The following is a 22,454-nucleotide window of genomic DNA, read 5'->3' on the forward strand; positions in this document are numbered from 1 at the left end:
GCCAGCCCGGGGTCGACCGGCCTTGCCGGCGACACAACTGCGGTAGACTTGCGCCTCATTTTTTCATGGCCGCCCGATTGACCATGCCCCAAGCCGATACCCCGCCTTCCGCCCCCGTACCGGGGTTTGCCGCCGCGCCTGACAGCCTCGATCCGGCAGACTGGCAAGCACTGCGCACGCTCGGACACCAGATGCTGGACGACATGGTTGATTTGCTTGCCGGCGTACGCGACCGGCCGGTCTGGCAAGCCATGCCTGCCGAGGTCCGCCACCACTGGCGTACTGCCTCATTGCCGCAGGCCCCTGGCGAGCTGGCTTCAGTCTATGACGAGTTCCAGTCGCAGGTGGCGCCGTATATTGCCGGCAATATCCATCCGCGTTTTCTGGGCTGGGTGCAGGGGGGGGGTAATCCTGTCGGCATGCTGGCCGAGTTGCTGGCTGGTGCACTCGACGCCAATCTGGGCGGTCGCGATCATGCGCCGATTGAAGTCGAACGATTGGTGATCCGCTGGTCAGCCCAGATGCTGGGCTTCCCGGCCGATGCCAGCGGCGTACTGGTGACGGGCACCTCGCTCGCCAATTTCATCGCCGTACTGGTGGCGCGCACACGGGCCCTTGGCCCTGCTGTGAGAGAGTCGGGCCTGGGTGATCATCAACTGGTGGCCTACACCTCCACCGAAGCGCACGACTGCGTGGCCCGTGCCGTTGACATGGCCGGATTGGGCAAGCAGTCCTTGCGCTTGATTGGCTGTGACGCCGATCACCGCATGCGCCTGGATCTGCTGGCCGCCGCCATCGCGGAGGATCGCGCCGCCGGCAGGCAACCCTTTATGGTGGTGGGCAGCGCGGGCACCGTGGACGTGGGAGCGGTGGATGATCTGGCCGCCTTGTCGGTGCTCTGCCGGCATGAAGGCCTCTGGTTCCATATTGATGGCGCATTCGGTGCCCTGGCCATGCTCTCCCTTGCGCAGCGGCCGCTGTTGCAGGGTTTGAGCGAGGCAGACTCCGTCGCTTTCGATTTCCATAAATGGGCGCAAATCCCTTATGACGCCGGTTGTATCCTCGTGCGCGATGCAGCGATCCACGCGGCAACCTTCGCCAGCCAGCCCGCCTATCTGCGCCGCGAACCCCGCGGCCTGGCGGGGAACCATCCTTGGCCTACCGATTTCGGACCGGATCTCTCCCGTGGCTTCCGCGCCCTCAAGGTGTGGATGACACTCAAGACGTATGGCACCGACAAGCTGGGTGAGGTCGTGGCTCACTGTTGTGTACTGGCTGCCGAGTTGGCACGCCGTGTCGATGCCGAGCCCGAACTGGAACGACTGGCGCCGGTGGCGCTCAATATTGTCTGCTTCCGCCTGCGTGCGCCGGCTGACCAGATCGATGCCTTGCAGGCGGATATTGTTGCCGATGTGCAGGAATCGGGCGTGGCCGTGCCATCGACCACGGTGGTGCAGGGACAGATGGCGATTCGCGTGGCGTTTGTTAACCACCGCACCAGAGCCAGCGATATTGATCTGCTGCTGGATGCGGTGCTCGCGGCAGGCCGCGCGCGACTCAAGGGTTGATACGGACCCGGCGATCACCCTGCGGCAGGAAAAAGCCGGATACCTGATAGGCCCGGCTGATCAGCTTGCTGGCATGCATGAGCGCCAGCCCTTTCTCCAGCGCCTGACGCGCAGCGCTGGCATCAGGCGCGGTGCGCGAGATGGCCAGATGGCGACTGCCTGGCAGCACCAGTTTGATCCCGCTGATCGGGACCAGCCGGCGACCCTCCTCGCTGAGGCTGCCATCCTCGCTGGGCTGGAACGGAGCGAGCAGGAAGTCTGTCCGCTTGCTGGCCACCATGCGCACCATCGACACCCACTGGGGCGCTGCATCTAGCCGGGCCAGCCGCAGGCTTTGCAAGACCTGCCAGTCGGCCGTCCAGGTCCGGTGGGAAACAGCGGACAGCTGCTGGATATCAGCCAGTGTCTGGCTACGCAGGGCGCGGTGGTTATCGGGTGCGGTAAATAGCGCGGCTTCGAACTGCCCGGATTCGATCAGTGCCGGGCTCACATCCAGCGGCCGGCCCTGCAGGTCAGCCAGCCACGAGGTATTGCCAGTGAGCGTGGCGCGCCCTGTCTGCAATTCTGCGAGTCGGCGCGGATAGGGGTCGATGGCGACAAAACGGATCGGCGCTGTGTAACCTCCCAGACGCAGCGCCTGGCAGGTCAGCAGTAATTCCACCGCATCGCGCCGGCTGTAAGCATTGCGACGCAGTTCATAAAGCTCGGGCGGGGTGGTGCCGACCATGCTCTGGTAATCGCGGATCACATCGGTGGGCGCCACGATGGTCGCTGCCGAAACCGGCCAGATCAGGCAGAGCAGCAGTGCGAGGCAGGCTGTATTCCTCATGCTCCGGTATAGCAACTCTGTCGGTATTCTGCCGCATGCCTTTTGCATGGCTGTCCCCTGTCTGTCGCCCTTCAGTACCGGCGCCACCCGGCGCCGCGTGGAGATTGCCACTGCCGTCTTAGCGCCAGCGCAGGCGCTCCGGCTTGAAGCTGTCGTTGACCGTTGGCTCCACGCCATCAAGGCGGCGATCATAAACCACCAGCGGCATGCCCCAACTCAGGGTCGTGAACGGCATTTCATCGGCGAGCAGCTTTTGCAGGTCCAGATAGTGCCGGCTGCGCTCGGGCTGGCTGGGGTTCACGCGGGCGGCGTCCAGCGCGGCCTCGGCCTTGGTGTGGCACCATTGTGCAAAGTTGTAGCCGTTCTTCGCGGCATCGCAGCTCGCCTGATTGCTGTAAAACCCATCCGGGTCCAGTGCACCGCTCCAGCCACTCAGCAGGGCCGGTGCTTCGCCTGCACGGGCGCGCTTGATCAGTTCTACCCATTCGATCTGGTTCAGCTTGAGGCGCACCCCCAGCTTGGCCCAGTCTGCCTGTATCAGTTCGGCCGTCAGGCGGAAGTTCGGATTGGTGCCCGAGCCACCCGGCCGCACCCATAACTCCGCCTCCAGGCCCTGCGCATGACCGGCATCCGCGAGCAGTTTGCGCGCACGGATCAGGTCGGGTTTGGCGGGCTTGCCGGCAGTCACGCCCCACAAGCTGCGTGGCGAGTAGGGCGCGGTAGCCACTTCGGCCCTGCCGTCGAACACACTCTTGACGATGGCCTCGCGGTCGATGGCCATGGCCAGTGCCTGACGCACGCGCTTGTCGCTGAACGGAGGCTTGCTCACATTGAAGAACAGCTGGGCGCTGGACTGCACACGCAGTGGCTTGCTGGCAAGCCGGGGGCTGGCCAGTACACGAGGCAGATCCTGTGGCTTGATGTTGTCGGCCAGTTGGCATTCCCCTGCCAGCAACTTTTGCGCGCGAACCGCCGGATCGGGCACGGTCAGCAGGATCAGCCGGTCGATCGCTGGCTGTTGGCGCCAATAACGGGGATGTGCTTCATAGCGTGCGGCGCCACCCTTGTCGAACTTGCGCAACAGGTAAGGACCTGTGCCCACGGGCTGGCTGCTGATCAGCGTTGGCATGCCAGCCTTGTCGAGCTGTTGGCCATACTCGGCAGAGACGACCGCTAATGCCGGATGCGCCAGCCGTTCCAGCAAGGGCGCATAAGGCTTGCTCAGGGTAATGCGCACGGTGTGTGCATCGAGCTTGTCGATCGCCTTGAACAGGTTTTTCCAGTCACCGGCATTGGCATAGGGGAAGCCCGCAGGTGCGGCCTTGGCACCCGGGTGGCCAGGGTCGATCTGCCGTTGCAGGGTCCACAACACGTCATCCGCGTTGAAGGTACGAGTGGGGCGGAATGCTTCGGTTTGATGCCAGGCCACATTGCGGCGCAGGTGCAGCGTATAGACTAGGCCATCAGGCGAGATGGTCCAGCGCTCAGCCAGCGCAGGCTTGAATGCGAACGGGCCGGGCTCATACTCGATCAGATTGTTGTAGAGCTTGAACGCGGAGGCCTTGTGGCTTGCATCATTGGCGCTTTGCGCCGGGTCGAAGCCATCGGGATCGGCGTCCGCGCAAATCACCAGCGGCTTGGCGGCCAGCGTCGGCAGGGCAAGGGCAAGCAGGAGCAGGCGGGGCAACAAGTTCATGGCGGATCCGGGTTGTGCCAGAGTGGTATGAACTGCACTCTAGCTTAGCTGGGCCATGCATCGGAAGTACTCTGGCGAGTAAGCCGGTTTGCCCGGAGAGGACGGCCCGACGCGGGGTAGGTCGGGCGCGAGGATAGGGTGTGTTGCGAACCGGGCTTCCGGGTCGGAGCCGGTGAGGCGGGCTGGCGCCTTGTTGGCGGCCTGAGTCGGAGATCGGTCTGTCAGGCGGCCAGAAGGGTGTGGCGAGGGTCAACGAGTTTGCTGAACTCGATGGCAGCCTGACCACGGCGGCAAACGCCTAGCTTGGAAAAGGCGGCGCGGATCTGCGAATTGACGGTGTGGGTGCTTTTACCGCGTGCCGACGCAATCTGTGCCGAGGTCAGCCCTTGAACAACCAGGGTCATGACGGCGAATTCGGCATCGGTCAGCCTGTTATAGAGTGGTTCCTCCTGCGGGTACTGCTGGGTCATGACTGGGTCCCTTTTAGATCAAAACGAACATCCCATGGCCGGCGCTTGGCGGCCGGCCTGCCACGTGTGCAAGCAGCTGCGCTGTACACATCGTTCGGCTGCCCCACGAATGCCTGTGTTGAACAGGCATTCAAGTGGACTTAAATCCGGGGCGAGTCTAGAACGATTTGCGGGAAGTCCGAATCACTATTCGGGTGTGTTTTTCATCACTTTTCGATAGGAATATATTCCTTATCAATAAATTCTTATCTAGTTAAATCAGTTGCTTAGCCGGCTCGTCCGGCTTGACCGGTGCGCACATGCCGGCATGGGTTCACGCTGCCTGTACGTTGATGTGGTAGATCCCCCAAGGGCATAGGGCAAAGCGCTCCTTCAGCGGTTTTGCTGCCATATCGGGGTAGCGGTCGGCGTCATACACGGCCCAGAGCGGGCCGATCCCACCCAAAGGCAGGGCCACACCATCGCGGTGGGTGGCAATGATGAAGCGGTAGTTACGGATTTCATCGAGCGTAGGGGCCACGGTGTAGCCGTCCAGTGCCTGCAGCAGGATGCGCGGGTTGCCGTCCTTGACGCCGGCCATGGCCAGCACATGGGTGAGCAGTGGGCCGCTGAGCGTGTGGACCTTGCCATCGTATTCGAGCGTGGGTTTGATGGTGATGGCGGGCAGGGCGGCCAGTGCGGCGTAGTCGAACGTGTAGGCCTTGCTGAAGTTGGCCTTGTGCTTGCCCAGCATCTGGTCAAACGCCGGGTCGAATGCGCCGCGGTTGGATTTGCCGATCTGGCCGGTCAGTGTCAGCAGTACCGGGCCGGGTGTGCGGCGGCCGGCGGCAGCGACGGGGAGACTGGTGGCGGCAAGGCCTAGCGCACTGGTTTGCAGGAATTGACGCTTGTTCATGTGTTGATCGCTTTCTGATGCGTTGTGAACTTACCTGGCTTAGCGCTTGCGCCCACCCATGATGGAGCCCAGCACACCCCGCAGGATCTGTCGCCCGACCTCGTTGGCCACCGTGCGCGCCATGCTTTTGGCGGCTGTCTGGACGACACCGTCGTGCTTGCCGCCGCGCGGGCCGGTGCGGCCGAACAGGAATTCGCCGAGCACGCCGCCTATGCCGCTACCGCCGTCTTCTGCCTGCGGAGCGGGTGTACCTGCCGGTGTAGCAAGCGGTGCAGGTGCGCCACCCGCGGCGGCTGGCGCGCCGCGCAGCTTCTCGTAAGCGGATTCGCGGTCTTCGATTTTTTCGTAATGGCCATAAATGGCCGAGCCCTCGATCTGCGCACGGCGCTCATCGGGGCTCAGCGGACCAAGGCGCGATCCGGGCGGCAGGATGAAGGCGCGCTCGACCACGTCCGGGCTGCCGCGCTCATCCAGAAACGAGACCAGTGCTTCACCCACGCCCAGTTCCATGATCGCGGCTTCGGCATTGAAGGCCGGATTGGCGCGCAGCGTTTCGGCGGCTACCTTGACGGCCTTCTGGTCGCGCGGGGTGAATGCCCGCAGCGCGTGCTGCACGCGGTTGCCGAGCTGGCCGAGGATGGACTCGGGGATATCGAGCGGATTCTGGGTCACGAAGTACACGCCTACGCCCTTGGAGCGGATCAGGCGGACGACCTGTTCGACCTTCTCAACCAGCGCGTCGGGCGCATCGGCGAACAGCAGGTGGGCTTCGTCGAAAAAGAACACCAGCTTGGGTTTGTCTCGGTCGCCCACTTCGGGCAGTTGCTCGAACAGCTCAGCCAGCAGCCACAGCAGGAAGGTCGCATACAGCTTGGGGCGCTGGTAGAGCTGGTCGGCGGCGAGCACATTGACCACGCCATGGCCGTTGGCATCGGTCTGCATCAGGTCGTTGATGTCGAGCATGGGCTCGCCAAAGAAGCTCGCTCCGCCTTCCTGTTCCAGGCTCAGTAGGCCGCGCTGGATGGCGCCGATGCTGGCGGCCGAGATGTTGCCGTATTCGGTGGTGAACTGCTTGGCGTTGTCCCCGGTGTACTGGACCATGGCGCGCAGGTCTTTGAGATCAAGCAGCAGCAGGCCATTGTCGTCGGCGATCTTGAACACCAGTTGCAGCACGCCGGCCTGCACTTCGTTCAGATTCAGCAGCCGCGCCAGCAGCAGCGGGCCCATATCGGAGATGGTCGCTCGGGCGGGGTGGCCGCTCTTGCCGAACACATCCCAGAACGCGACGGGGCAGGCGGCGTAGTCGAGCGTCTCACCCAGCTGGTCCAGACGTGCCTGCAGCTTGGGCGATGAGGCGCCCGCGGCACCGATACCCGATAGATCTCCCTTCACATCGGCCAGGAACACCGGCACACCGATCTGACTGAATGACTGCGCCAGACGCTGCAAGGTGACAGTCTTGCCCGTACCGGTGGCCCCGGTAATCAGGCCGTGGCGGTTGGCAAGGGCAGGGAGGAGATGCAGAGCCTGCGTGGCGGATTTGGCGATCAGCAAGGGCTGTGTCATGGCGTTTCCTGATGGCAGCGTGGGCCTGCACGGACCGGGCAGGCGGAAGCGTGAGTATCAACGAAGCGGTAGCGGCAGGGTAGGGGTAGCCCAGGTTTGTCGCAGGGTCCAATGCAGCCTTGGACCTGATTGCCCCCTGCAGCGATGACCGGAACGCAAAAAAGGGCGCCTCGCGGCGCCCAATAAGGGAGACGTATTCGATCAGGCCTGCGGTTTGGCCGGTGTGACTGCGCTGAGTTCCAGTTGGCCATCCTTGACCGGGATGCGGTCGCTGGTGGGTGGCAGATCCATGCGGACCGTGGCTTCCTTGCCATCAAGCCGGTAGCGCACGTCGTAGCCCACGAGTTCCTCGCGGGTACGGGTAACGGTTTTGCAGCGTTGCTCGGTGCGCGTGACCGTATCCTTGTTCTGCAGGTTCTTCTGCATCTGGTTGCCCGCGTAGGCACCACCAGCCACGCCGGCCGCCGTGGCCAGCTTCTTGCCGTTACCACCGCCTACCTGGTTGCCCAGCAGTCCACCGACCAGTCCACCGATCACCGTGCCCGCAACGCGATGCTCGTCCTTGACCGGGGCTTTTTGCACCACCTGAACCTGCTCGCATTGCTGCTCGGGCGTTTTGACCTCTTTGTGCGCGGCAGTAACGCTGAGCACCTCGGCGTAGTCCGGCCCTTTGAGCGTCTGGTAGCCGGCCACCGCACCAAAGGACAGTACGGCGGCACCACCGATCATGGCACCCATCATCATTGACTTGTTCATTTCGCGGCTCCTGCGTTTGCCGGTCTTGTCCGGCGCTTGAGGCCCATTATGTGCGGACGGCCTGAATCGAAACTGAACAAATATGACAAATGGAAATGAGCGCCTGCGTCATTGCGCCCGCGCCAGACAGGCCCGATAGCGGCCATCCACCCGCTTGGCGAACCACTCGGTCGTCAGCTTGCGGGTGATCTTGGGGCTGATCAGGCGGATTTGCGGGAATACGGCGCGCGGCATGGGCTTGCCGGCCTTGGCGTCGGCCAGGGTGAATAGACGCTGGTACAGCGTCGATTGATCGAACTCGCTGGCTTTTTCCTGGCGCAAGTCGCGGTCGATCTCGGCCTGGCTTAACTTGAGCTGTGTGGCCAGTTTGGCCAAGGCGAGCTGGGTCTCGCTGCGCGTGCGGGCAGGGCGGCCGGCTTCGTAACGCAGCAGGTCGCCATCCAGTGCGAGTTTGCGGCCGGACAAGCGGCTCAGCGCCGCCTGGAAAGCCGCGTTACGGCTGGCATAACGGCCAGCGTTGTAATCGGCAAAGCGGTAACGCATATCCCGATAGGGTGCGCGGTAATGCAGGAGGATGGCGATGCCGAAGTACACGCCGCCACGGCGGGTGAACACCTCGTTGCGCACGCTGCCCTCATAGGCATACGGATAGGGCCAAGCCTGGGTATGCCCCTCGGCGAACGCCACGCTGACCTGCATGGGTCCGCCGGTGCGGATGGGATTCGGTATCGATACCGGCAAGCCCATTGCACGGGCTTCTGCGGCCATTTCCTCGAACAGCGCATTCATCTGCCGCTCGGTCCTGAGTGTATCGATCCGCTTGGCGTAGCTCAGGCCATTGCGGCTTTTAATCTGCAGGGCAGCGCGTACCAAGGGCATGGGAATATGTTTGGCATTGGCTTTGGCTTCGATCTGCTTCCACACCATCTTGCCCAGGCCCGGCACGGGCGGATCGGCCTTCCACAACGATTCCTGCTCGATTACCGCGCTGGTCGCACAGAAGTATTCAGCGGTATACGGGATTTTCAGTGCCGTGAAGGCCTTGAAGATATCGGCTGACCAGCCAGCACGGTCGGGAATCTGCCGGGGCAAGACCTGATCGAGCAGCGCCTTGCCGGCACGCGGGTCCGTCCAGCGTGGCGGTGGCACGGGTGCTGGATTCGGCAGGGGGGCGGTGGGGGCGGCAACCATGGGTGGCATCGTTCCGGGCACGGCAGGCGAGGGCGGCGCGACAGGATCGGCGGGGATCGCTTCGGGTGCCACGGGTGGCGACAACGGGGTGACGGTGGTGGCACAGCCACTCAGCAGCAACAGGAGGATCAGGAAGCGCAATGGCATGGGCACGGTATCGGGCCGTAAGCGGTGAAGCCGCAAGGATAGCGGTTACACTGCCGGCATGGATCAAAAGCCCCCGTTTGCCGACCTCACCCCCGATACCCTGCTCGACGCGATCGACGCGCTGGGTCTGCCTGCCAGCGGCAGCCTGCTGGCCCTCAACAGTTACGAGAACCGCGTGTATCAGGTGGGCATCGATGACGCTCCGCCCATCATCGCCAAGATCTACCGCCCTGATCGCTGGACTGACGCGCAGATACAGGAAGAGCACACCTATACCCAGCAATTGGCCGCCGCTGAAATCCCCGTGATTGCACCGATGGTGGTCAACGGCAACACGCTGCACAGCCACGCTGGCTACAAGCTCGCCGTGTTTGCCCGCCGTGGCGGCCGCTGCCCCGAGATCGGCCAGCCCGATGTGCTGGAATGGATAGGCCGCTTTCTGGGCCGCATCCACGCCATCGGCCAGACCGAGCCCTTTGTGCACCGCCCGGCTATCGATATCCACACCTTTGGCGAGGAGCCGGTGGCCTGGCTGCTGGACAGCGATTTCATCCCCACCGAGCTGCGCGACGACTACCGTGCCCAGACGCAACTGGCGCTCGACGGCGTGCGCCGTGCGTTTGATCGGGCCGGCAATGTGGCGACGCTGCGTCTGCATGGCGATTGCCACCTCGGCAATATTCTCTGGACCGACGCCGGCCCGCACTTCGTGGATTTTGACGATGCCCGCACCGGCCCTGCCGTGCAGGACTTGTGGATGCTGCTCGGTGGCGAGCGCGAAGAGCAATCGCGCCATCTGGGCGATCTGCTCGCCGGTTACGAAGACTTCTGCGAGTTCAACACGCGCGAGCTGCATCTGGTCGAAGCGCTGCGCACTTTGCGCATCATCCATTACGCCGCCTGGCTGGCGCGGCGCTGGACGGACCCGGCCTTCCCGGCTGCCTTTACCTGGTTCGGCACCGCGCATTACTGGCAGCAGCATCTGCTGCAACTGCGCGAGCAGATTGCACAGATGGCTGAACCGCCCTTGTGGTCCCACTGAGTCGTCCCCAATTGCTGGTTTGCCATCCCGCACAACCCACCAAGGAAATGCCATGAGCCTTTCGATGTACCAAGCCTCGATCCCCGTGTTCATCCGCATGCTGGGCAATCTCAGCAACCTGCTCGACAAGGCCTTGGCCCACGCCGAGGCCAAGAAGTTCGATCCGACCATCCTGGTGAACGGCCGTCTGGCGCCCGATATGTTCCCGTTGTCGCGGCAGATCCAGATCGCCACCGATGGCGTGAAGGGCTGCGCTGCGCGTCTGGCAGGGGTCGAGATTCCCAGTTATGCCGATACCGAGACCACCATCGACGAACTCAAGGCCCGCATCGCCAGGACGGTGGCTTTCCTGCAAACGTTTACGCCTGCACAAATCGACGGTACCGAAGACAAGACCGTCACGCTCAAGCTGCGCGGCGAGGAGACCCAGTTCCAGGGCCAGCCCTATCTGCTCGACTTTGTGCTGCCCAATCTGTATTTCCACATCACCACGGCTTACGCCATCCTGCGCCATAACGGGGTCGAGATCGGCAAGCGCGATTATCTGGGCCCTTATTAAGCCGTAGCTGTTGTATCAAGGACAGCCAGCCGGGCAAAACCGGCATGGCTGTCTAGAATCCGGAATGGCCGGTGCGCATTGCGCGTGCCGGAATGGAAGCGGGAACCATGCCCAAACCGGATCCGGATCTGCAAAGCCTGGCGATTGAGCTGGAATCGTTGCGCGCCGTGCTCGACGAGATCGGCGCCTATGTGTTCACCAAGGATCTGGATGGCCGCTACACCTATGTGAACCGTCGGGTGCTGGAGCTGTTCGGGGTGACCCGCGATCAGGTGCTCGGCAAGGACGACCGCGACTTTTTCGATCTCGATCTCTCGCAGCAGCTACGTCAGAATGACCTGCGCGTGATGCAGACCGGTGAGGTCACCGAGAGCGAGGAAACCAACGTCATCCGTGCCACGGGTGAGACGCGGGTTTACTGGTCCATCAAGAAGCCGATGCGTGATGCGGAGGGCCATATCATCGGCCTGTGCGGCATCTCCTCCGACATCACCGAACACAAGCGCCTGGAAAATCAGGTGCGTGAGCAGAAAGTACTGCTCGATACCATACTCGATAACATCGATGCCTATGTGTACATGAAGGATGTGAACCGCACCTGCCTGTACGCTAACCAGAAGCTGGCCGATCTGTATGGGCACCCGGTCGAACGGATGATAGGCCGCACCGATGGCGAGTTGCTGAGCCGCGAGATTGCAGACAGCTTCTGGGCGTTGGATCAGAAAGTCTTCAGTACCGGGCAGCGCCATGTCGGCGAGGAATCCTTTACCGACCGCAAAGGACGGGTACGTCACTACTGGACCATCAAGGTCCCCTGGCCAACGGCCAGCGGCTTGCCGGGTCTGATCGGTTTCAGCACCGATATCACCGAGCTGCACGAGCTCAAGGAAGAACTGGAGCGCCAAGCCAGCACCGACAGCCTGACCGGCATCGCCAACCGACGCAGTTTTTACGAACATGCCGAGCGCGAATACACGCGTAGCCGCAGGCACGCATTTCCATTGTCGGTGATTGCCATTGATGTCGATCACTTCAAGCGCATCAATGATGAGTACGGCCACCCGGTCGGTGACGCCGTCTTGCAGGATGTTGCTGCATGCTGTCGCATCGCACTGCGTAACGAAGACATGCTGGGCCGGACCGGTGGCGAAGAATTTGCCATCCTCTTGCCCAGCACGCCCAGCACCACAGCCATGGAGGTGGCCGAGCGCATGCGCCAGCTGATCGCAAGCCGCGAAGTCAGCGCAGCCTTCCCCGAGCTGCGTATCAGTGCCAGCTTTGGCGTCGCCAGCCTAGTCGATACCGACCAGCGTTTCGATACGCTGTTCTCGCGTGCGGACCATGCCTTGTACGAAGCGAAGTTGCAGGGGCGGAATCGTGTTGCGCTACGTGCCTGAGGTACTCCGGTTTTTCACAAGCGCCATCAAACGGGTCGATTCGCCAGTTTCGGCTTATGGAATCCAGTCAAAGCCCCCATCCTAGGATGGGGGCTTTGAAGACTGTCCGGACAGCGTATTCTCAGTGTTGTCCGAGCAAAAGCTTGGTCATTTGCCTGCAGTAGCGGTTTTTATGATGGTTCCGTAGTCACCGGTAACCCAAGCGGTATTGTTGTCGATCAGTGTGATACTGCGAAGGTCCTCAGATACCCCAGACTTCTGTTCCGCCCATGTGGCACCGCCATCCGTGCTGCGCAGAATCCGGCCTTTGGCGCCAACCGCCCATACCACTTTGCCATCCAGCGTATTCACAGCAAGCATGACATTCGAGGCGCTGGTGTCCTGAACGACCCAGGTAGCGCCGCCATCCTTTGTTCCCAGCACGGACTTGGTCGAGCTGGTCGCCCAGGCCGTCGTTGCGTTATAGGCTTTCAAAGATGTGATTCTGGTACCGGCCGCTCCAGTCGCCTGCAGATTCCAGGTTTTGCCGCCGTCTATCGTCCCGTATATGGCGCCATTATCACCGCTAACCCAAGCGGTTTTGTCGTCAACGGCCGTAATAACCGGTGGTGTGGATGATGAGTATGCGGAGGATGAAATGGGGGTAGAGAGTTCCCAGGTCACGCCCCCATCAAGGCTGCGTCCGGCCGTATGGATATATTGTCCGGATACATAGGCCGAGCCAATCGTCCAAACAACAGTTTCACTGACTACAGTGATACCTGAAGGCGCCCATGATTGCTGGCCACTTACTGTGAGTGTGGTCCAAGTCACGCCCTTATCAGCGCTCTTCACAAATGAGTTTGAGCTGCAGCCAAGCCCGATCAGCGTGGTGCTGCTAACTTTTTGCAGATTGCGAACACAAACGTCGGTTCTCTTCGTCCAAGTCAGCCCACCATCTTTCGTGCTATGCAGTTCGTAGCTCAGGGGCATCAACGCTTCGTCGGCGTTTAGCGCTGCTATGGGGTGCGTACTGCCCGCGTATTGGCTGAGAACGCCACGGTTGGCACTCACCCAAGTCTTGCCATTGTGCATCGCGAATACGGTACCGCTGCTCCCGACGACGATGGCTGAGTCGGCATTCAGCACGGATAGCGAGCTGAGTGCTTTACGGCAGTAGGAGCACAACTCCGGCGGGGACCAGTCCGTCCATGTCACGCCGCCGTCTTGCGATCGTATGACATACCCGGAATTGTCCAGAAGATAGAGATTGCTGGCATCGAGCGCATGAAGCTCGACATAGCTCCCCCAAGAGTAGGCACGGCCCGGGACCTTGATGGGCAGGCTTGTCCAAGTCACGCCGCCATCCACGGTCTTTTTCAGATTGCTGCTTGAATTGCTGTCAATTAGCCAAGCCGTCTGGGCATCGATGGCTTTCACGGCTCTGCCATTGGCGTTCGGCATCGACTTCCAGGACTTGCCGCCATCTTCGGTTCGGTAGGTGCCGCTGTAGGCTGTGGTCACCCAAGCAACATTGGCACTGGGTGCGCTGACAATGTGACTGATGGATGGGTAGTAGTTGCTGCCTACTGTCGATTTGGCCCATGTGGTGCCGCCATCGTCGCTGCGTAGTAGTGTGTAGTAGCTGCTAGCCCACAGCGTCTTGGCATCCACAGCGACGATGCGAGTAAGTGACTCGGTAGTGCCGGACTTCTGGATCTCCCAGGTTTTGCCAGCATTAACTGTTTTTGCGATGAGCCCGTTACCACCGACCACCCAGGCTGTATTTTCATCAATAGCATCCACACCAGAAACCGAATGGTAAGTGGTCAAACCCAGTGGTCGTTCCGACCAGTTAAGGCCACCGTCCACCGTATTCAAAATCGTGCCATTGATACCAACTGCCCAGCCCACCTTGGCGTTCACCAATTTCACATTGGTGAGCGAATGAACCGTGGGCAGATAGCCTTGCTTGCACCACCCGGACAGGGCTTCTGATCCGGAGCAGGAGAACCCTTCCAGCCCGGCAAAATGCCCGATCTGTACTTTGCCAGTTTGTGTAGTCTTGCCGGCAGAGCTCGTCAAGGTGAGGGTAACGGTGAAGTCACCGGCGCTCTGGTACAGGTGCTCAGGTTCAGCCAGTGTGCTGCTCTGGCCGTCGCCAAACTCCCAGAGATATTGAATGCTCAGGTTGGATGGGTTGCTGATATTGGCTTTGAATTTCACTGCCTTGGCAATGTCAGCGCGTGCGGGCACTTGCACCTGCGCTGATGCAGCTACTGCCTGAGGCTCGTTGCTGCCACCACCGCCTCCGCCGCCGCACGCGGTGAGCAAGAGTGAAAAGAGAATAGACACGGCGAAGCCGGCCGGCCGACTGCGTCGGCTGGGGCCAGAATTGAATACTGACAAGATGGAACCTCCCGCAAAGCGAGGCACTCATTTAGCCGGAACTCTTCCGGGTTGCTGGCGCCTCGGCGTTGTTTTCGAATCAGCCGTCGTTCTTGACGGCGGCGGCCGCAAGATAGCGATAAATCGACGGTCTGTCGACGCCGGGCAGGGAACTTTGCGTGCTTAGTAATAAACGAATCGCGCCGACCTTTTCCTTTGATGGGCGGGAGCAAGAAAAGCAAAAGCCCCGACCATCAGGTCGGGGCTTTTCTTGTTCTGGCGGAGAGGGAGGGATTCGAACCCTCGTTAGGATATTATCCTAAACACGCTTTCCAGGCGTGCGACTTAAACCGCTCATCCACCTCTCCAGAAGGCCGCGCATTATGCCCGAAGGTGCAGGGCTCCGCAATCTGGCGGCAAGGTCACGTGTTGGTGGGGCGAGTGAGGCCGCTGACCTTGGCGTGCAGGCCGCATTCCTTGCTGTCCGGATTCTCCCACCACCAGCGGCCGGCGCGGATATCTTCGCCGACGGCAATGGCGCGTGTGCAGGGCGCGCAGCCTATGCTGGGATAGTGGCGGTCATGCAGGGCGTTGTAGGGTACTTCAAACGCCTTGATATAGGCCCACACGTCTTTCTCGGTCCACTCGATCAGCGGGTTGAACTTGGTCAGATTGTTGCCGGCATCCCACTCCTGCGCCTGCATGTCGGTCCGCGTGGTCGATTGTTCGCGGCGCAGACCGGTGACCCAAGCTGTCTTGCCGGCCAGGGCACGGGCCAGTGGTTCCAGTTTGCGGATGCGGCAGCAGGCCTTGCGATTGTCGATGCTATCGTAGAAACCGTTGATGCCATGTTCGGCAACATAGGCTTCTACCGATTCCGCCCGGGGGAAGTAGACCTTGATCGGAAAGCTTGGATAGCGCGTCCCGGTCTCTTGCAGCAGGGTGTAAGTCTCGGCGGGCAGCCGGCCGGTATCGAGGCTGAAGATACCGATATCAATATTGTGGCGGGCAATCAGGTCGGTGATGACCATGTCTTCGGCGCCGAGCGAGTTGGCGAACACGGCTGGGCTGTGCTCGGCGGCAATGGTTTGCAGCAAGGCCAGGGTGGCAGCGAGCTTGGCGTCGAGTTCGGGGCTGAGGGCTTGTGTCATTGCGGAGCACTCCGTGGGGCACGGCCGGGAAGCGGTGCGATGAGAGGGTATTTACCAGACGAGTTTGGTGCCGACCACCGCCAGCATGATCGCCAGAATCGGACGCAGTATGCCGTCGGGCACTTTGCCTGCCATATGGCTGCCGATCCAGATGCCGGGCAAGGAACCACACAGCAGCAGGCCCAACATGCCCCAGTCGATATGCCCCATGCCGGCATGGCCCAGACCCGCAACCAGGGTCAGCGGTACGGCGTGGGCGATTTCGGTGCCCACCAGCCGCGCTGTGGGAATCAACGGGTACAACAGGAACAGGGCCACCGTGCCAACTGCGCCTGCGCCAATCGAGGTCAGCGTCACCAGTACACCCAGCAGTGCGCCGGTGGCTAGCGTATTGATATCACGGCTGGGGGAATGCTTGGGTGGCGGTGGGGCGTTGACGCCACGGGTCCACTGCAGCAGCTTGGTTTTGAGCAGGATGGCCAGCGCCGTCAGCAGCAAGGCAATGCCCAGCGCATGCTTGATGAGGTTGTTGAGGGTTTCGAGATCGGGCCGCCAGATATGCAACGCAATCAGCGTGAGCACGGTGGCCGGTACGCTGCCGCCGGCCAGCCAGCGCACGATGCGCCAGTCCACATTGCCGGCTCGTTGGTGTACCAGCACACCACCACCCTTGGTGATGGCGGCATAGAGCAGGTCGCTGCCTACGGCCGTGGCGGGCGGTACGCCAAACCACAGCAGGATAGGCGTCATGAGCGAGCCGCCGCCGATACCGGTAAGACCGACAATCAGGCCTACCGCAAAACCGGCAACAATAAAGGCGACTTCCATGCGCGTGCCGATCTCCACAAAAGAGGGGCATGGTAGTCGCTTGGGCTAATAAGCAATAAAGACGCGTGTGTTAAGATTTTATAAGAGCCGGTTATTATCGGTCGACAGACTTCCCAATCTCCCCAGACTACGGGCCAGCCATGAAGCTTCAGCAACTGCGTTACCTGGTCGAGGTCGCCAAGCAAGGCCTCAATGTGTCGGATGCTGCCGAGGCGCTGCATACCTCCCAGCCCGGTATTTCCAAGCAGATCCGCCTGCTGGAGGACGAGCTCGGTGTGCAGGTGTTCGTGCGCAACGGCAAGCGCGTTGTGGATGTCACCGCTCCGGGCAAGGAAATCCTGAAGATTTCCGAGCGTATTTTGCGGGAAGCCAAGAACCTCAAGCGCGTGGCAGAAGAGTTCGTCAATGAGCAGGAAGGCAGCCTGGTCGTGGCGACCACGCACACTCAGGCGCGGTATGCCTTGCCGCCTACCATCCAGGATTTCATGCAGCGCTATCCGGGCGTGAAGCTGCAGATCAAGCAGGGTAGTCCCACACAGATTTGTGAATACGTGCTCGAAGGCTCGGCCGATGTGGTGGTGGCTACCGAGGGGATAGACCAGTTCCCTGAGCTGGCCAAACTCGATTGCTATGAATGGAATCGCAGCATCATCGTGCCGGACGATCATCCCTTGCTTGATTGGAAGGGCCCGCTGCCGCTGGAGGAAGTGGCCAAGTACCCGATCATTACCTACGACTTTGCCTTTGCAGGCCGCTCCAAGATCAACCGCGCGTTCGAGTCCAAGGGCATTACACCCAATGTGGTGCTGACGGCGATTGATACCGATGTGATCAAGACCTATGTCGGTTTGGGTCTGGGGATCGGCATCATTGCCAGCATGGCGTTTGATGCGCGCCGCGATACCGGCTTGTTCGCCATTGATGCCTCACACCTGTTCGAGCCCTCTACCACGCATATCGGTATCCGGCGCGATGCCTACCTGCGCGGTTACACCTTTGCTTTCATTGAGCGCTTTGCGCCGCACCTGAGCCGCAAGGTGGTGGAGAAGGCACTGGCCAAGGACGAGGCGGATTAAGTTTTTACCGCTGCGCTGGGCGCAGCGGTATTTATCATGCCGCCTTAGCAGCCGTTGCTGCTGCAGTAGCCGCTATATTGGGCGGCAACCGTGTTGAAAACGGCGTCGCGTATCCTGTCCCATGTCGATGTGCTGGGGTAGTCATTCGTACTCATCGCTACCGAGGCGCCCATGCTGGGAATGTAATACATCAGAGACTTGTAGTTCAGCAGGGTGCCTGTATGGCCGAAGTAGGGGATGCCGCTGGCTGACGTGAAACGGATGGTGCCCAGCCCATAGCCAGTACTGTTGGTTTGCGCGCTTTGCATGGCATTGACCGATGCGGTATTCAGGAAGCCGCCATGGAAGGTCGATTTGATGTACTGCGCCACCTCCGCCGGCGTGCCTACCAGTGCACCTGCACCTTTGACACTGCTGGTTGAGTACGCATAGGCCCGGCTGCTCTCGACTAGATTGCTGATACGTTGTGTGCTGGTGCTGTTCAGGTCCATGAAAAGATTGCCCAGTCCCAGCGGTTGGGTAACCCATTGACGCACCGCCTCATCCAAGGGCATCCCGGTTTTTTGCTCCGCCAGCATGCTCAGCAGGTAGAAATTGCCATTGCTGTAAGCGTAGCTGCTGCCGGCCGCGAACTGAGCGCCCAGCGCATTGATATAGCCCACGATTTCGGAATCGGTATAGAGGTGCCCGCTGTCGCTGGTTGAGCTGAGAAAGGCGCTGCTCTCGTTCAGGTAATCTCCCACGCCGGCCGAGTGGTTCAGCAGCTGGCGAATGGTCATCGTGTTGCCGTTGGGCAAACCAGGTATCTGGATGTGCTGATCCAGACGATCATCGATGTTCAGCCTGCCCGCTTCCTGAAGCTTCATGATCAACGTTGCGGTGACGTTCTTGCTGACACTGCCGAAGCGGTATCGATGCAGAGATGGGTCTACAGCTTGCGTCGTCGGCGCAGCAACACCGGTCGAGGCATTGACCAGGCCCTGATCTGGCGTCACGACTGACACTGCCACACTTGGGAGCCCGCTGCGGTCCCAAGCGCTGTTCAAGTTGGTTTGCAAGCGTTGTTGAAATGCCGCGCGGTTGTACAACCCGCCTTCCCAGCGCGTATAGAGGCAGGCGTTGCCGCCACCCAGGGTGGTGCATCGTTGGGTCAGGCTCGTGGAGAAGTTGGCATAGACTTGGGTAATGCTGCCGAGTGTTTCCACGCACAGATTGTCATGACTGCTGCTAACCAGTGTTCCCGCCGGGCAAGCCTTCTTGCCTCGGACGCTGGTAACCAGTGTGCGGGTCCAGCGAGGCAGACTGAGCGTGGTGCCATTCACGCTATAGGGTGCTGTGGCAGTGCATATTGCGCCGCTACCTTTGCTGACACAGGCACTGGTCATGCTTTGCGTGAATGGGCCATAAACATATGTGGTATCCGCACAGAAGCCGAGTGTGCTGTCAAAGGTGCTGCCGGTCGGGCAGGCCGCATGGGTGACGATTGCCAGCAGTGCCATGCATCCGGAAAGTGCCATCTGATGATTCATGTTGTCTCACCCTGTGTTGGTTTGGTGTGGCGCCCGACCGGACCCGACCGCGTGCGGTTGGAACTCACTCAACATGGTTGACACAGATGATTCCCTCCAATGCCAATCAGCCTCTCTGGCATAACCAGGGTAAATGACCATTTTTGGACCGCCCAATGCAGATGTGCGATAGGCGGGCTTTACATTTCACGTTTCTGATATAACATACCGATAAGAATGTTTACTTGAGATGAATGGAAAAGGAGAGCCAACATGAAACTGCTGCTGATCCCCGCGCTGGGCCTGATGCTCACTGCCTGTAGCATCCATGTGGATACCGACGAGAAAACCGGTGATGTGCGCAATGTGCACGTCTCCATCGGCAGCCTTGGCGGCGTAAAGGGCAATGGCAAGGCGGCGACCGAGAACCGCACCATGGCTGCGGTCAAGGAAGTGGAGTCCACCGGCTCGGTGGATGTGGACATCCGCATCGGTGATACGCCGGGCCTGGTGGTGAGTGGTGACGAGAACCTGCTGCCGCTGATCGAGACCGAAGTATCGGGTGATCGCCTCACCATCCGTACCCGCAAGTCGTTCTCGACTGACCAGCCACTCAAGGTCGTGGTGACGACGCCTTCGCTGTCACGCGTCAAGCACACCGGCTCGGGAGATGTGAGTGTGGATGGCCTCAAGGAAGGTGATCTGGACGTGGAATCCACCGGCTCGGGCGAAACGCGCGTGGCAGGCAAAGTGGCTTCGCTGGGTTTGCGCATGATCGGTTCGGGTGACTTCAGCGGGGAGTCGCTGATGCCAGCCAATGTCAAAGTAGACCTCACCGGCTCGGGCGATGTACTGCTCGGCAGCGTGACGGTGGAGCGCTTCGAGGCCAGCATCAAGGGCTCGGGCAGCGTAACGGCCAAGGGGATCGCCAAGCAGCTGGTGGGTAGCGTGATGGGCTCTGGCGACTTGCAGCTGGACGCGCTCAAATCCGAAACGGCCGAGGTGAGCGTGCTGGGCTCGGGTGATGTGGCGATTTCGGCCAGTCAGGCGATCAAGGCAACGGCGACCGGCTCGGGTGAGATTACCGTGCATGGGCAGCCAGCCAAGCAGGAGATCAACGGTAAGAACGTAACGATTGTTTCCTGAGCTGACCTCACGGCTGACAGTCGAACAAGAAACACAACAAAAAAACCGGCGCAGTGCCGGTTTTTTTGTTGTGTGGATTCCATCGATGACCTGAGTGGAAGATATGGATCAGCTGGCCTGCCAGCGTGCGATGAAACCCGGTACCTCGTCGGGAGGGAGTGGCGCGGCGACCAGATAACCCTGCATTTCTTCACAGCCCAGATCGGCCAGGAAGGCGAGCTGTTCGGCGGTTTCCACACCCTCGGCAATTACCTGCAGGCGCAGGTTCTTGGCCAGACTGATGATGGCGGCCGCAATCGCGGCATCGTCGCTGTCGGTGAGGATGTCGATGACGAAGGAGCGATCCACCTTGAGTTTGTCCAGCGGGAAACGCTTGAGGTAGCCCAGTGAGGAGTAACCCGTACCAAAGTCATCGATCGAGAGGCGCACACCCATTTGCTTGAGTGAGTTGAGCGTCAGGATGGCGCCTTCCACATCATCCATCAGGGTGCTCTCGGTCACTTCCAGTTCCAGCCATTCTGCCGCAAGACCTGCGCTGGCCAGCGCATTGGCGGTTACCGCTTGCAACTGCTCAGCGAACTGGCGCGCCGATACGTTGACGGCCACCGGGGCAAACAGCAGCCCGGCATCCTGCCAAGCCTTGTTCTGGCGACAGGCTTCCTCGACGGCCCACTGGCCCATGGGCACGATCAGGCCGGACTCCTCGGCCACGGGAATGAAGCGGTTGGGTGGCACCAGCCCCAGATCGGGATGCTGCCAGCGCATCAGGGCTTCCATGCCGATGATCTGACGGGTCCGGATATCAATCTGCGGCTGGTAATAGAGCAGCAACTGCTGCTCGCTGAGCGCCCGGCGCAGCATATTGTCCAGCAGCAGCAATTCGGTGCTGCGCTGGTTCATGTCCTGGGTGAAAAAGCGGAAGGCATTGCGGCCAGCCTTCTTGGCGGCCTGCATGGCGGTCTCGGCACGCTGGGTCAGGCTCTCGTGGGCATTGTCGTCATAGGGGTAGACGGCAATCCCGATACTGGCGGTTACGGTCAGGGCCTCTGTGCCCACCTGATGCGGCTTGGCCAGGGCCTGCAGATATTGTTGGCATAACGGTGCCAGGTCTTCAGGCGTATCGAGATCAGGCAGCAGCAGCACGAACTGATCGGCCCCATAGCGGCTCACCGTCGCGCCGGCTGGCACCAGGTCAAGCAGGCGCTGGGCCACGGCGCGCAAGACCTGGTCGCCTTGATTCGGGCCCAGGGTATCGTTGATGGCCTTGAAGCGATCCAGATCTACAAACACCACACCCACCGGATCACCGCTGCGTTCGGCACGAGCCATAGCCTGGGTCATGCGGTCTGCCAGCAGGGAGCGATTGGGCAGGTTGGTCAGCAGGTCATAGTAGACCAGCTTTTCCATCTGTTCTTCGTAGCGCTGGCGTTCGGTCAGGTCGGTGATCACGGCCAGATAGTGCTCAACGGCACCCTCCTGATCCGTGACCCGTATCACCGATTGCCAAGTCGCCAGCAAACGGCCATCACGACAGCGGTAAACCACGTCACCCTGCCAGCTGTTGCTGTAATCGAGCGCGTGCCAGATATCGGTGTAGCGGTGGCCGGCGGCGTCGTTGGGGGTCAATGTCTGCGGATACTGGCCAACGATATCCTCGGCGGCAAAGCCGGTCAGCGCGGTAAAGGCCGGGTTGATCAGACGGATGCGCTGGTCGGCAGCAATGATCATCAGGCCTTCGGTGCTGTGCTCGAACATCAGCACGGCCAGCCGGGCGCGTTCGGCTTGCTGCAGTGCTTCGGTGATGTCGTGCGCGCTGACTACCACGCCATCAATGCGGCCGCTGGTATCGCTGATCGGCTCAATGCTGGTGCTGTAATTGAGCCATCGGCCGTCGGCATGCTGGCGCATGACTTTGAGCCGGGCACTGGCGCCGCCCAGTGCCTGTTCGAGTGCGGGGCGCAGCTGGGCGTAAAAGGATTCGGGCTGGAACAGGCTGCTGGCCGGGTAATCCATCATCCCTTCCTTGCTCGATCCTGTCAGCGCGCAGGCGGCACTGTTCACGAAGCGGCAGATCAGGCCTGCGTCAAAAATCAGCAAGGCGTCATTGGCGCTGCGTTGCAGGGCTTCAAGCAATAGGCAGGTTTGGTCGTTGACCAGCATGAGCAAGGGTTTCGTCACTGTCTCAGATTACTTTAGCCGATTCTAATGACGGCAGGCAGGATCTGCGTTGTGGAACAGGCGCAGCGCGCACCGGGCGGCGGA

Annotated in this window: 18 protein-coding genes and 1 tRNA gene; 6 read left to right on the plus strand and 13 right to left on the minus strand. The window is 61.0% G+C overall.

The features are described from left to right. Positions 1-83 precede the first annotated feature (83 nt). Positions 84-1,568 carry a pyridoxal-dependent decarboxylase gene (locus O9X62_RS11400; RefSeq protein WP_269532983.1) on the plus strand — a complete coding sequence of 495 codons (1,485 nt, stop codon included), beginning with the start codon at positions 84-86 and terminating at the stop codon, positions 1,566-1,568. On the opposite strand, the gene O9X62_RS11405 is transcribed toward O9X62_RS11400, so the two are convergent. The 7 genes from O9X62_RS11405 to O9X62_RS11435 all read right to left on the minus strand — a co-directional run bounded on the left by O9X62_RS11405 (position 1,558) and on the right by O9X62_RS11435 (position 9,118). Beyond that, positions 1,558-2,397, minus strand: coding sequence for a hypothetical protein (locus O9X62_RS11405; RefSeq protein ID WP_269532984.1), 840 nt, complete (start codon positions 2,395-2,397; stop codon positions 1,558-1,560). The genes O9X62_RS11400 and O9X62_RS11405 overlap by 11 nt on opposite strands. A gap of 118 nt (positions 2,398-2,515) precedes the next feature. Beyond that, positions 2,516-4,093 (minus strand): ABC transporter substrate-binding protein, encoded by a 1,578-nt coding sequence (locus O9X62_RS11410; protein WP_269532985.1) that lies wholly within the window; start codon positions 4,091-4,093, stop codon positions 2,516-2,518. A 221-nt stretch (positions 4,094-4,314) separates the two neighbouring features. After that, positions 4,315-4,563 (minus strand): response regulator transcription factor, encoded by a 249-nt coding sequence (locus O9X62_RS11415; protein ID WP_269532986.1) that lies wholly within the window; start codon positions 4,561-4,563, stop codon positions 4,315-4,317. A 313-nt stretch (positions 4,564-4,876) separates the two neighbouring features. Further along, the gene (locus tag O9X62_RS11420; protein ID WP_269532987.1) at positions 4,877-5,458 is read right to left on the minus strand and encodes a molybdopterin-dependent oxidoreductase; all 582 of its coding nucleotides are present in this window, start codon (positions 5,456-5,458) and stop codon (positions 4,877-4,879) included. 39 nt (positions 5,459-5,497) lie between these two features. After that, on the minus strand, positions 5,498-7,024 hold the full coding sequence (locus tag O9X62_RS11425) for a helicase HerA-like domain-containing protein (RefSeq protein ID WP_269532988.1): 1,527 nt from the start codon (positions 7,022-7,024) through the stop codon (positions 5,498-5,500). Between the two features lie 201 nt (positions 7,025-7,225). Next, positions 7,226-7,780, minus strand: a complete 555-nt coding sequence (locus O9X62_RS11430) for a glycine zipper 2TM domain-containing protein (protein ID WP_269532989.1) — start codon at positions 7,778-7,780, stop codon at positions 7,226-7,228. 108 nt (positions 7,781-7,888) lie between these two features. Beyond that, positions 7,889-9,118 carry a DUF1615 domain-containing protein gene (locus O9X62_RS11435; protein WP_269532990.1) on the minus strand — a complete coding sequence of 410 codons (1,230 nt, stop codon included), beginning with the start codon at positions 9,116-9,118 and terminating at the stop codon, positions 7,889-7,891. 58 nt (positions 9,119-9,176) lie between these two features. Between O9X62_RS11435 and O9X62_RS11440 the strand changes: the two genes are divergently transcribed. The 3 genes from O9X62_RS11440 (at position 9,177) to O9X62_RS11450 (ending at position 12,116) form a co-directional block, all read left to right on the plus strand. Then, on the plus strand, positions 9,177-10,160 hold the full coding sequence (locus O9X62_RS11440) for a serine/threonine protein kinase (RefSeq protein ID WP_269532991.1): 984 nt from the start codon (positions 9,177-9,179) through the stop codon (positions 10,158-10,160). A gap of 52 nt (positions 10,161-10,212) precedes the next feature. After that, positions 10,213-10,719 (plus strand): DUF1993 family protein, encoded by a 507-nt coding sequence (locus tag O9X62_RS11445; protein WP_269532993.1) that lies wholly within the window; start codon positions 10,213-10,215, stop codon positions 10,717-10,719. Positions 10,720-10,826: 107 nt separating this feature from the next. Next, positions 10,827-12,116 carry a GGDEF domain-containing protein gene (locus O9X62_RS11450; protein WP_269532994.1) on the plus strand — a complete coding sequence of 430 codons (1,290 nt, stop codon included), beginning with the start codon at positions 10,827-10,829 and terminating at the stop codon, positions 12,114-12,116. A gap of 147 nt (positions 12,117-12,263) precedes the next feature. Here the strand turns inward: O9X62_RS11450 and O9X62_RS11455 are convergent, their stop codons facing one another. The 4 genes from O9X62_RS11455 to O9X62_RS11470 form a co-directional block, all read right to left on the minus strand. Then, positions 12,264-14,450: a YCF48-related protein gene (locus tag O9X62_RS11455; protein ID WP_269532995.1), complete on the minus strand. Its 2,187-nt coding sequence runs from the start codon at positions 14,448-14,450 to the stop codon at positions 12,264-12,266. Between the two features lie 310 nt (positions 14,451-14,760). After that, positions 14,761-14,851, minus strand: a tRNA-Ser gene (locus O9X62_RS11460). 54 nt (positions 14,852-14,905) lie between these two features. Then, positions 14,906-15,634 (minus strand): phosphoadenylyl-sulfate reductase, encoded by a 729-nt coding sequence (locus tag O9X62_RS11465; RefSeq protein WP_269532996.1) that lies wholly within the window; start codon positions 15,632-15,634, stop codon positions 14,906-14,908. 51 nt (positions 15,635-15,685) lie between these two features. Next, a complete protein-coding gene (locus tag O9X62_RS11470; protein ID WP_269532997.1) occupies positions 15,686-16,462 on the minus strand; it encodes a sulfite exporter TauE/SafE family protein in 777 nt (258 codons plus the stop codon). A gap of 140 nt (positions 16,463-16,602) precedes the next feature. Between O9X62_RS11470 and cysB the strand changes: the two genes are divergently transcribed. Then, entirely contained in the window at positions 16,603-17,538 is a 936-nt protein-coding gene (cysB, locus tag O9X62_RS11475; protein WP_269532998.1) for an HTH-type transcriptional regulator CysB, read from the plus strand. Between the two features lie 44 nt (positions 17,539-17,582). Here cysB and O9X62_RS11480 read toward each other — a convergent pair whose 3' ends face one another. Continuing rightward, positions 17,583-19,067 carry a serine hydrolase gene (locus tag O9X62_RS11480; RefSeq protein ID WP_269532999.1) on the minus strand — a complete coding sequence of 495 codons (1,485 nt, stop codon included), beginning with the start codon at positions 19,065-19,067 and terminating at the stop codon, positions 17,583-17,585. Between the two features lie 252 nt (positions 19,068-19,319). Here O9X62_RS11480 and O9X62_RS11485 point away from each other — a divergent pair, with 252 nt between their 5' ends. Beyond that, positions 19,320-20,192, plus strand: coding sequence for a head GIN domain-containing protein (locus O9X62_RS11485; protein ID WP_269533000.1), 873 nt, complete (start codon positions 19,320-19,322; stop codon positions 20,190-20,192). Between the two features lie 108 nt (positions 20,193-20,300). Here the strand turns inward: O9X62_RS11485 and O9X62_RS11490 are convergent, their stop codons facing one another. Next, positions 20,301-22,352, minus strand: coding sequence for a bifunctional diguanylate cyclase/phosphodiesterase (locus O9X62_RS11490; protein WP_269533001.1), 2,052 nt, complete (start codon positions 22,350-22,352; stop codon positions 20,301-20,303). Positions 22,353-22,454 lie beyond the last annotated feature (102 nt).

It is taken from the genome of Chitinimonas sp. BJYL2 (genome assembly GCF_027257935.1).
Taxonomy (GTDB): domain Bacteria; phylum Pseudomonadota; class Gammaproteobacteria; order Burkholderiales; family Chitinimonadaceae; genus Chitinimonas.

Coding starts and splice junctions, on each gene's coding strand:
- O9X62_RS11400 (WP_269532983.1), top strand. CDS start 84: ATGCCCCAAGCCGATACCCCGCCTTCCGCCCCCGTACCGGGGTTTGCC.
- O9X62_RS11405 (WP_269532984.1), bottom strand. CDS start 2,397: ATGAGGAATACAGCCTGCCTCGCACTGCTGCTCTGCCTGATCTGGCCG.
- O9X62_RS11410 (WP_269532985.1), bottom strand. CDS start 4,093: ATGAACTTGTTGCCCCGCCTGCTCCTGCTTGCCCTTGCCCTGCCGACG.
- O9X62_RS11415 (WP_269532986.1), bottom strand. CDS start 4,563: ATGACCCAGCAGTACCCGCAGGAGGAACCACTCTATAACAGGCTGACC.
- O9X62_RS11420 (WP_269532987.1), bottom strand. CDS start 5,458: ATGAACAAGCGTCAATTCCTGCAAACCAGTGCGCTAGGCCTTGCCGCC.
- O9X62_RS11425 (WP_269532988.1), bottom strand. CDS start 7,024: ATGACACAGCCCTTGCTGATCGCCAAATCCGCCACGCAGGCTCTGCAT.
- O9X62_RS11430 (WP_269532989.1), bottom strand. CDS start 7,780: ATGAACAAGTCAATGATGATGGGTGCCATGATCGGTGGTGCCGCCGTA.
- O9X62_RS11435 (WP_269532990.1), bottom strand. CDS start 9,118: ATGCCATTGCGCTTCCTGATCCTCCTGTTGCTGCTGAGTGGCTGTGCC.
- O9X62_RS11440 (WP_269532991.1), top strand. CDS start 9,177: ATGGATCAAAAGCCCCCGTTTGCCGACCTCACCCCCGATACCCTGCTC.
- O9X62_RS11445 (WP_269532993.1), top strand. CDS start 10,213: ATGAGCCTTTCGATGTACCAAGCCTCGATCCCCGTGTTCATCCGCATG.
- O9X62_RS11450 (WP_269532994.1), top strand. CDS start 10,827: ATGCCCAAACCGGATCCGGATCTGCAAAGCCTGGCGATTGAGCTGGAA.
- O9X62_RS11465 (WP_269532996.1), bottom strand. CDS start 15,634: ATGACACAAGCCCTCAGCCCCGAACTCGACGCCAAGCTCGCTGCCACC.
- O9X62_RS11470 (WP_269532997.1), bottom strand. CDS start 16,462: ATGGAAGTCGCCTTTATTGTTGCCGGTTTTGCGGTAGGCCTGATTGTC.
- cysB (WP_269532998.1), top strand. CDS start 16,603: ATGAAGCTTCAGCAACTGCGTTACCTGGTCGAGGTCGCCAAGCAAGGC.
- O9X62_RS11480 (WP_269532999.1), bottom strand. CDS start 19,067: ATGAATCATCAGATGGCACTTTCCGGATGCATGGCACTGCTGGCAATC.
- O9X62_RS11485 (WP_269533000.1), top strand. CDS start 19,320: ATGAAACTGCTGCTGATCCCCGCGCTGGGCCTGATGCTCACTGCCTGT.
- O9X62_RS11490 (WP_269533001.1), bottom strand. CDS start 22,352: ATGCTGGTCAACGACCAAACCTGCCTATTGCTTGAAGCCCTGCAACGC.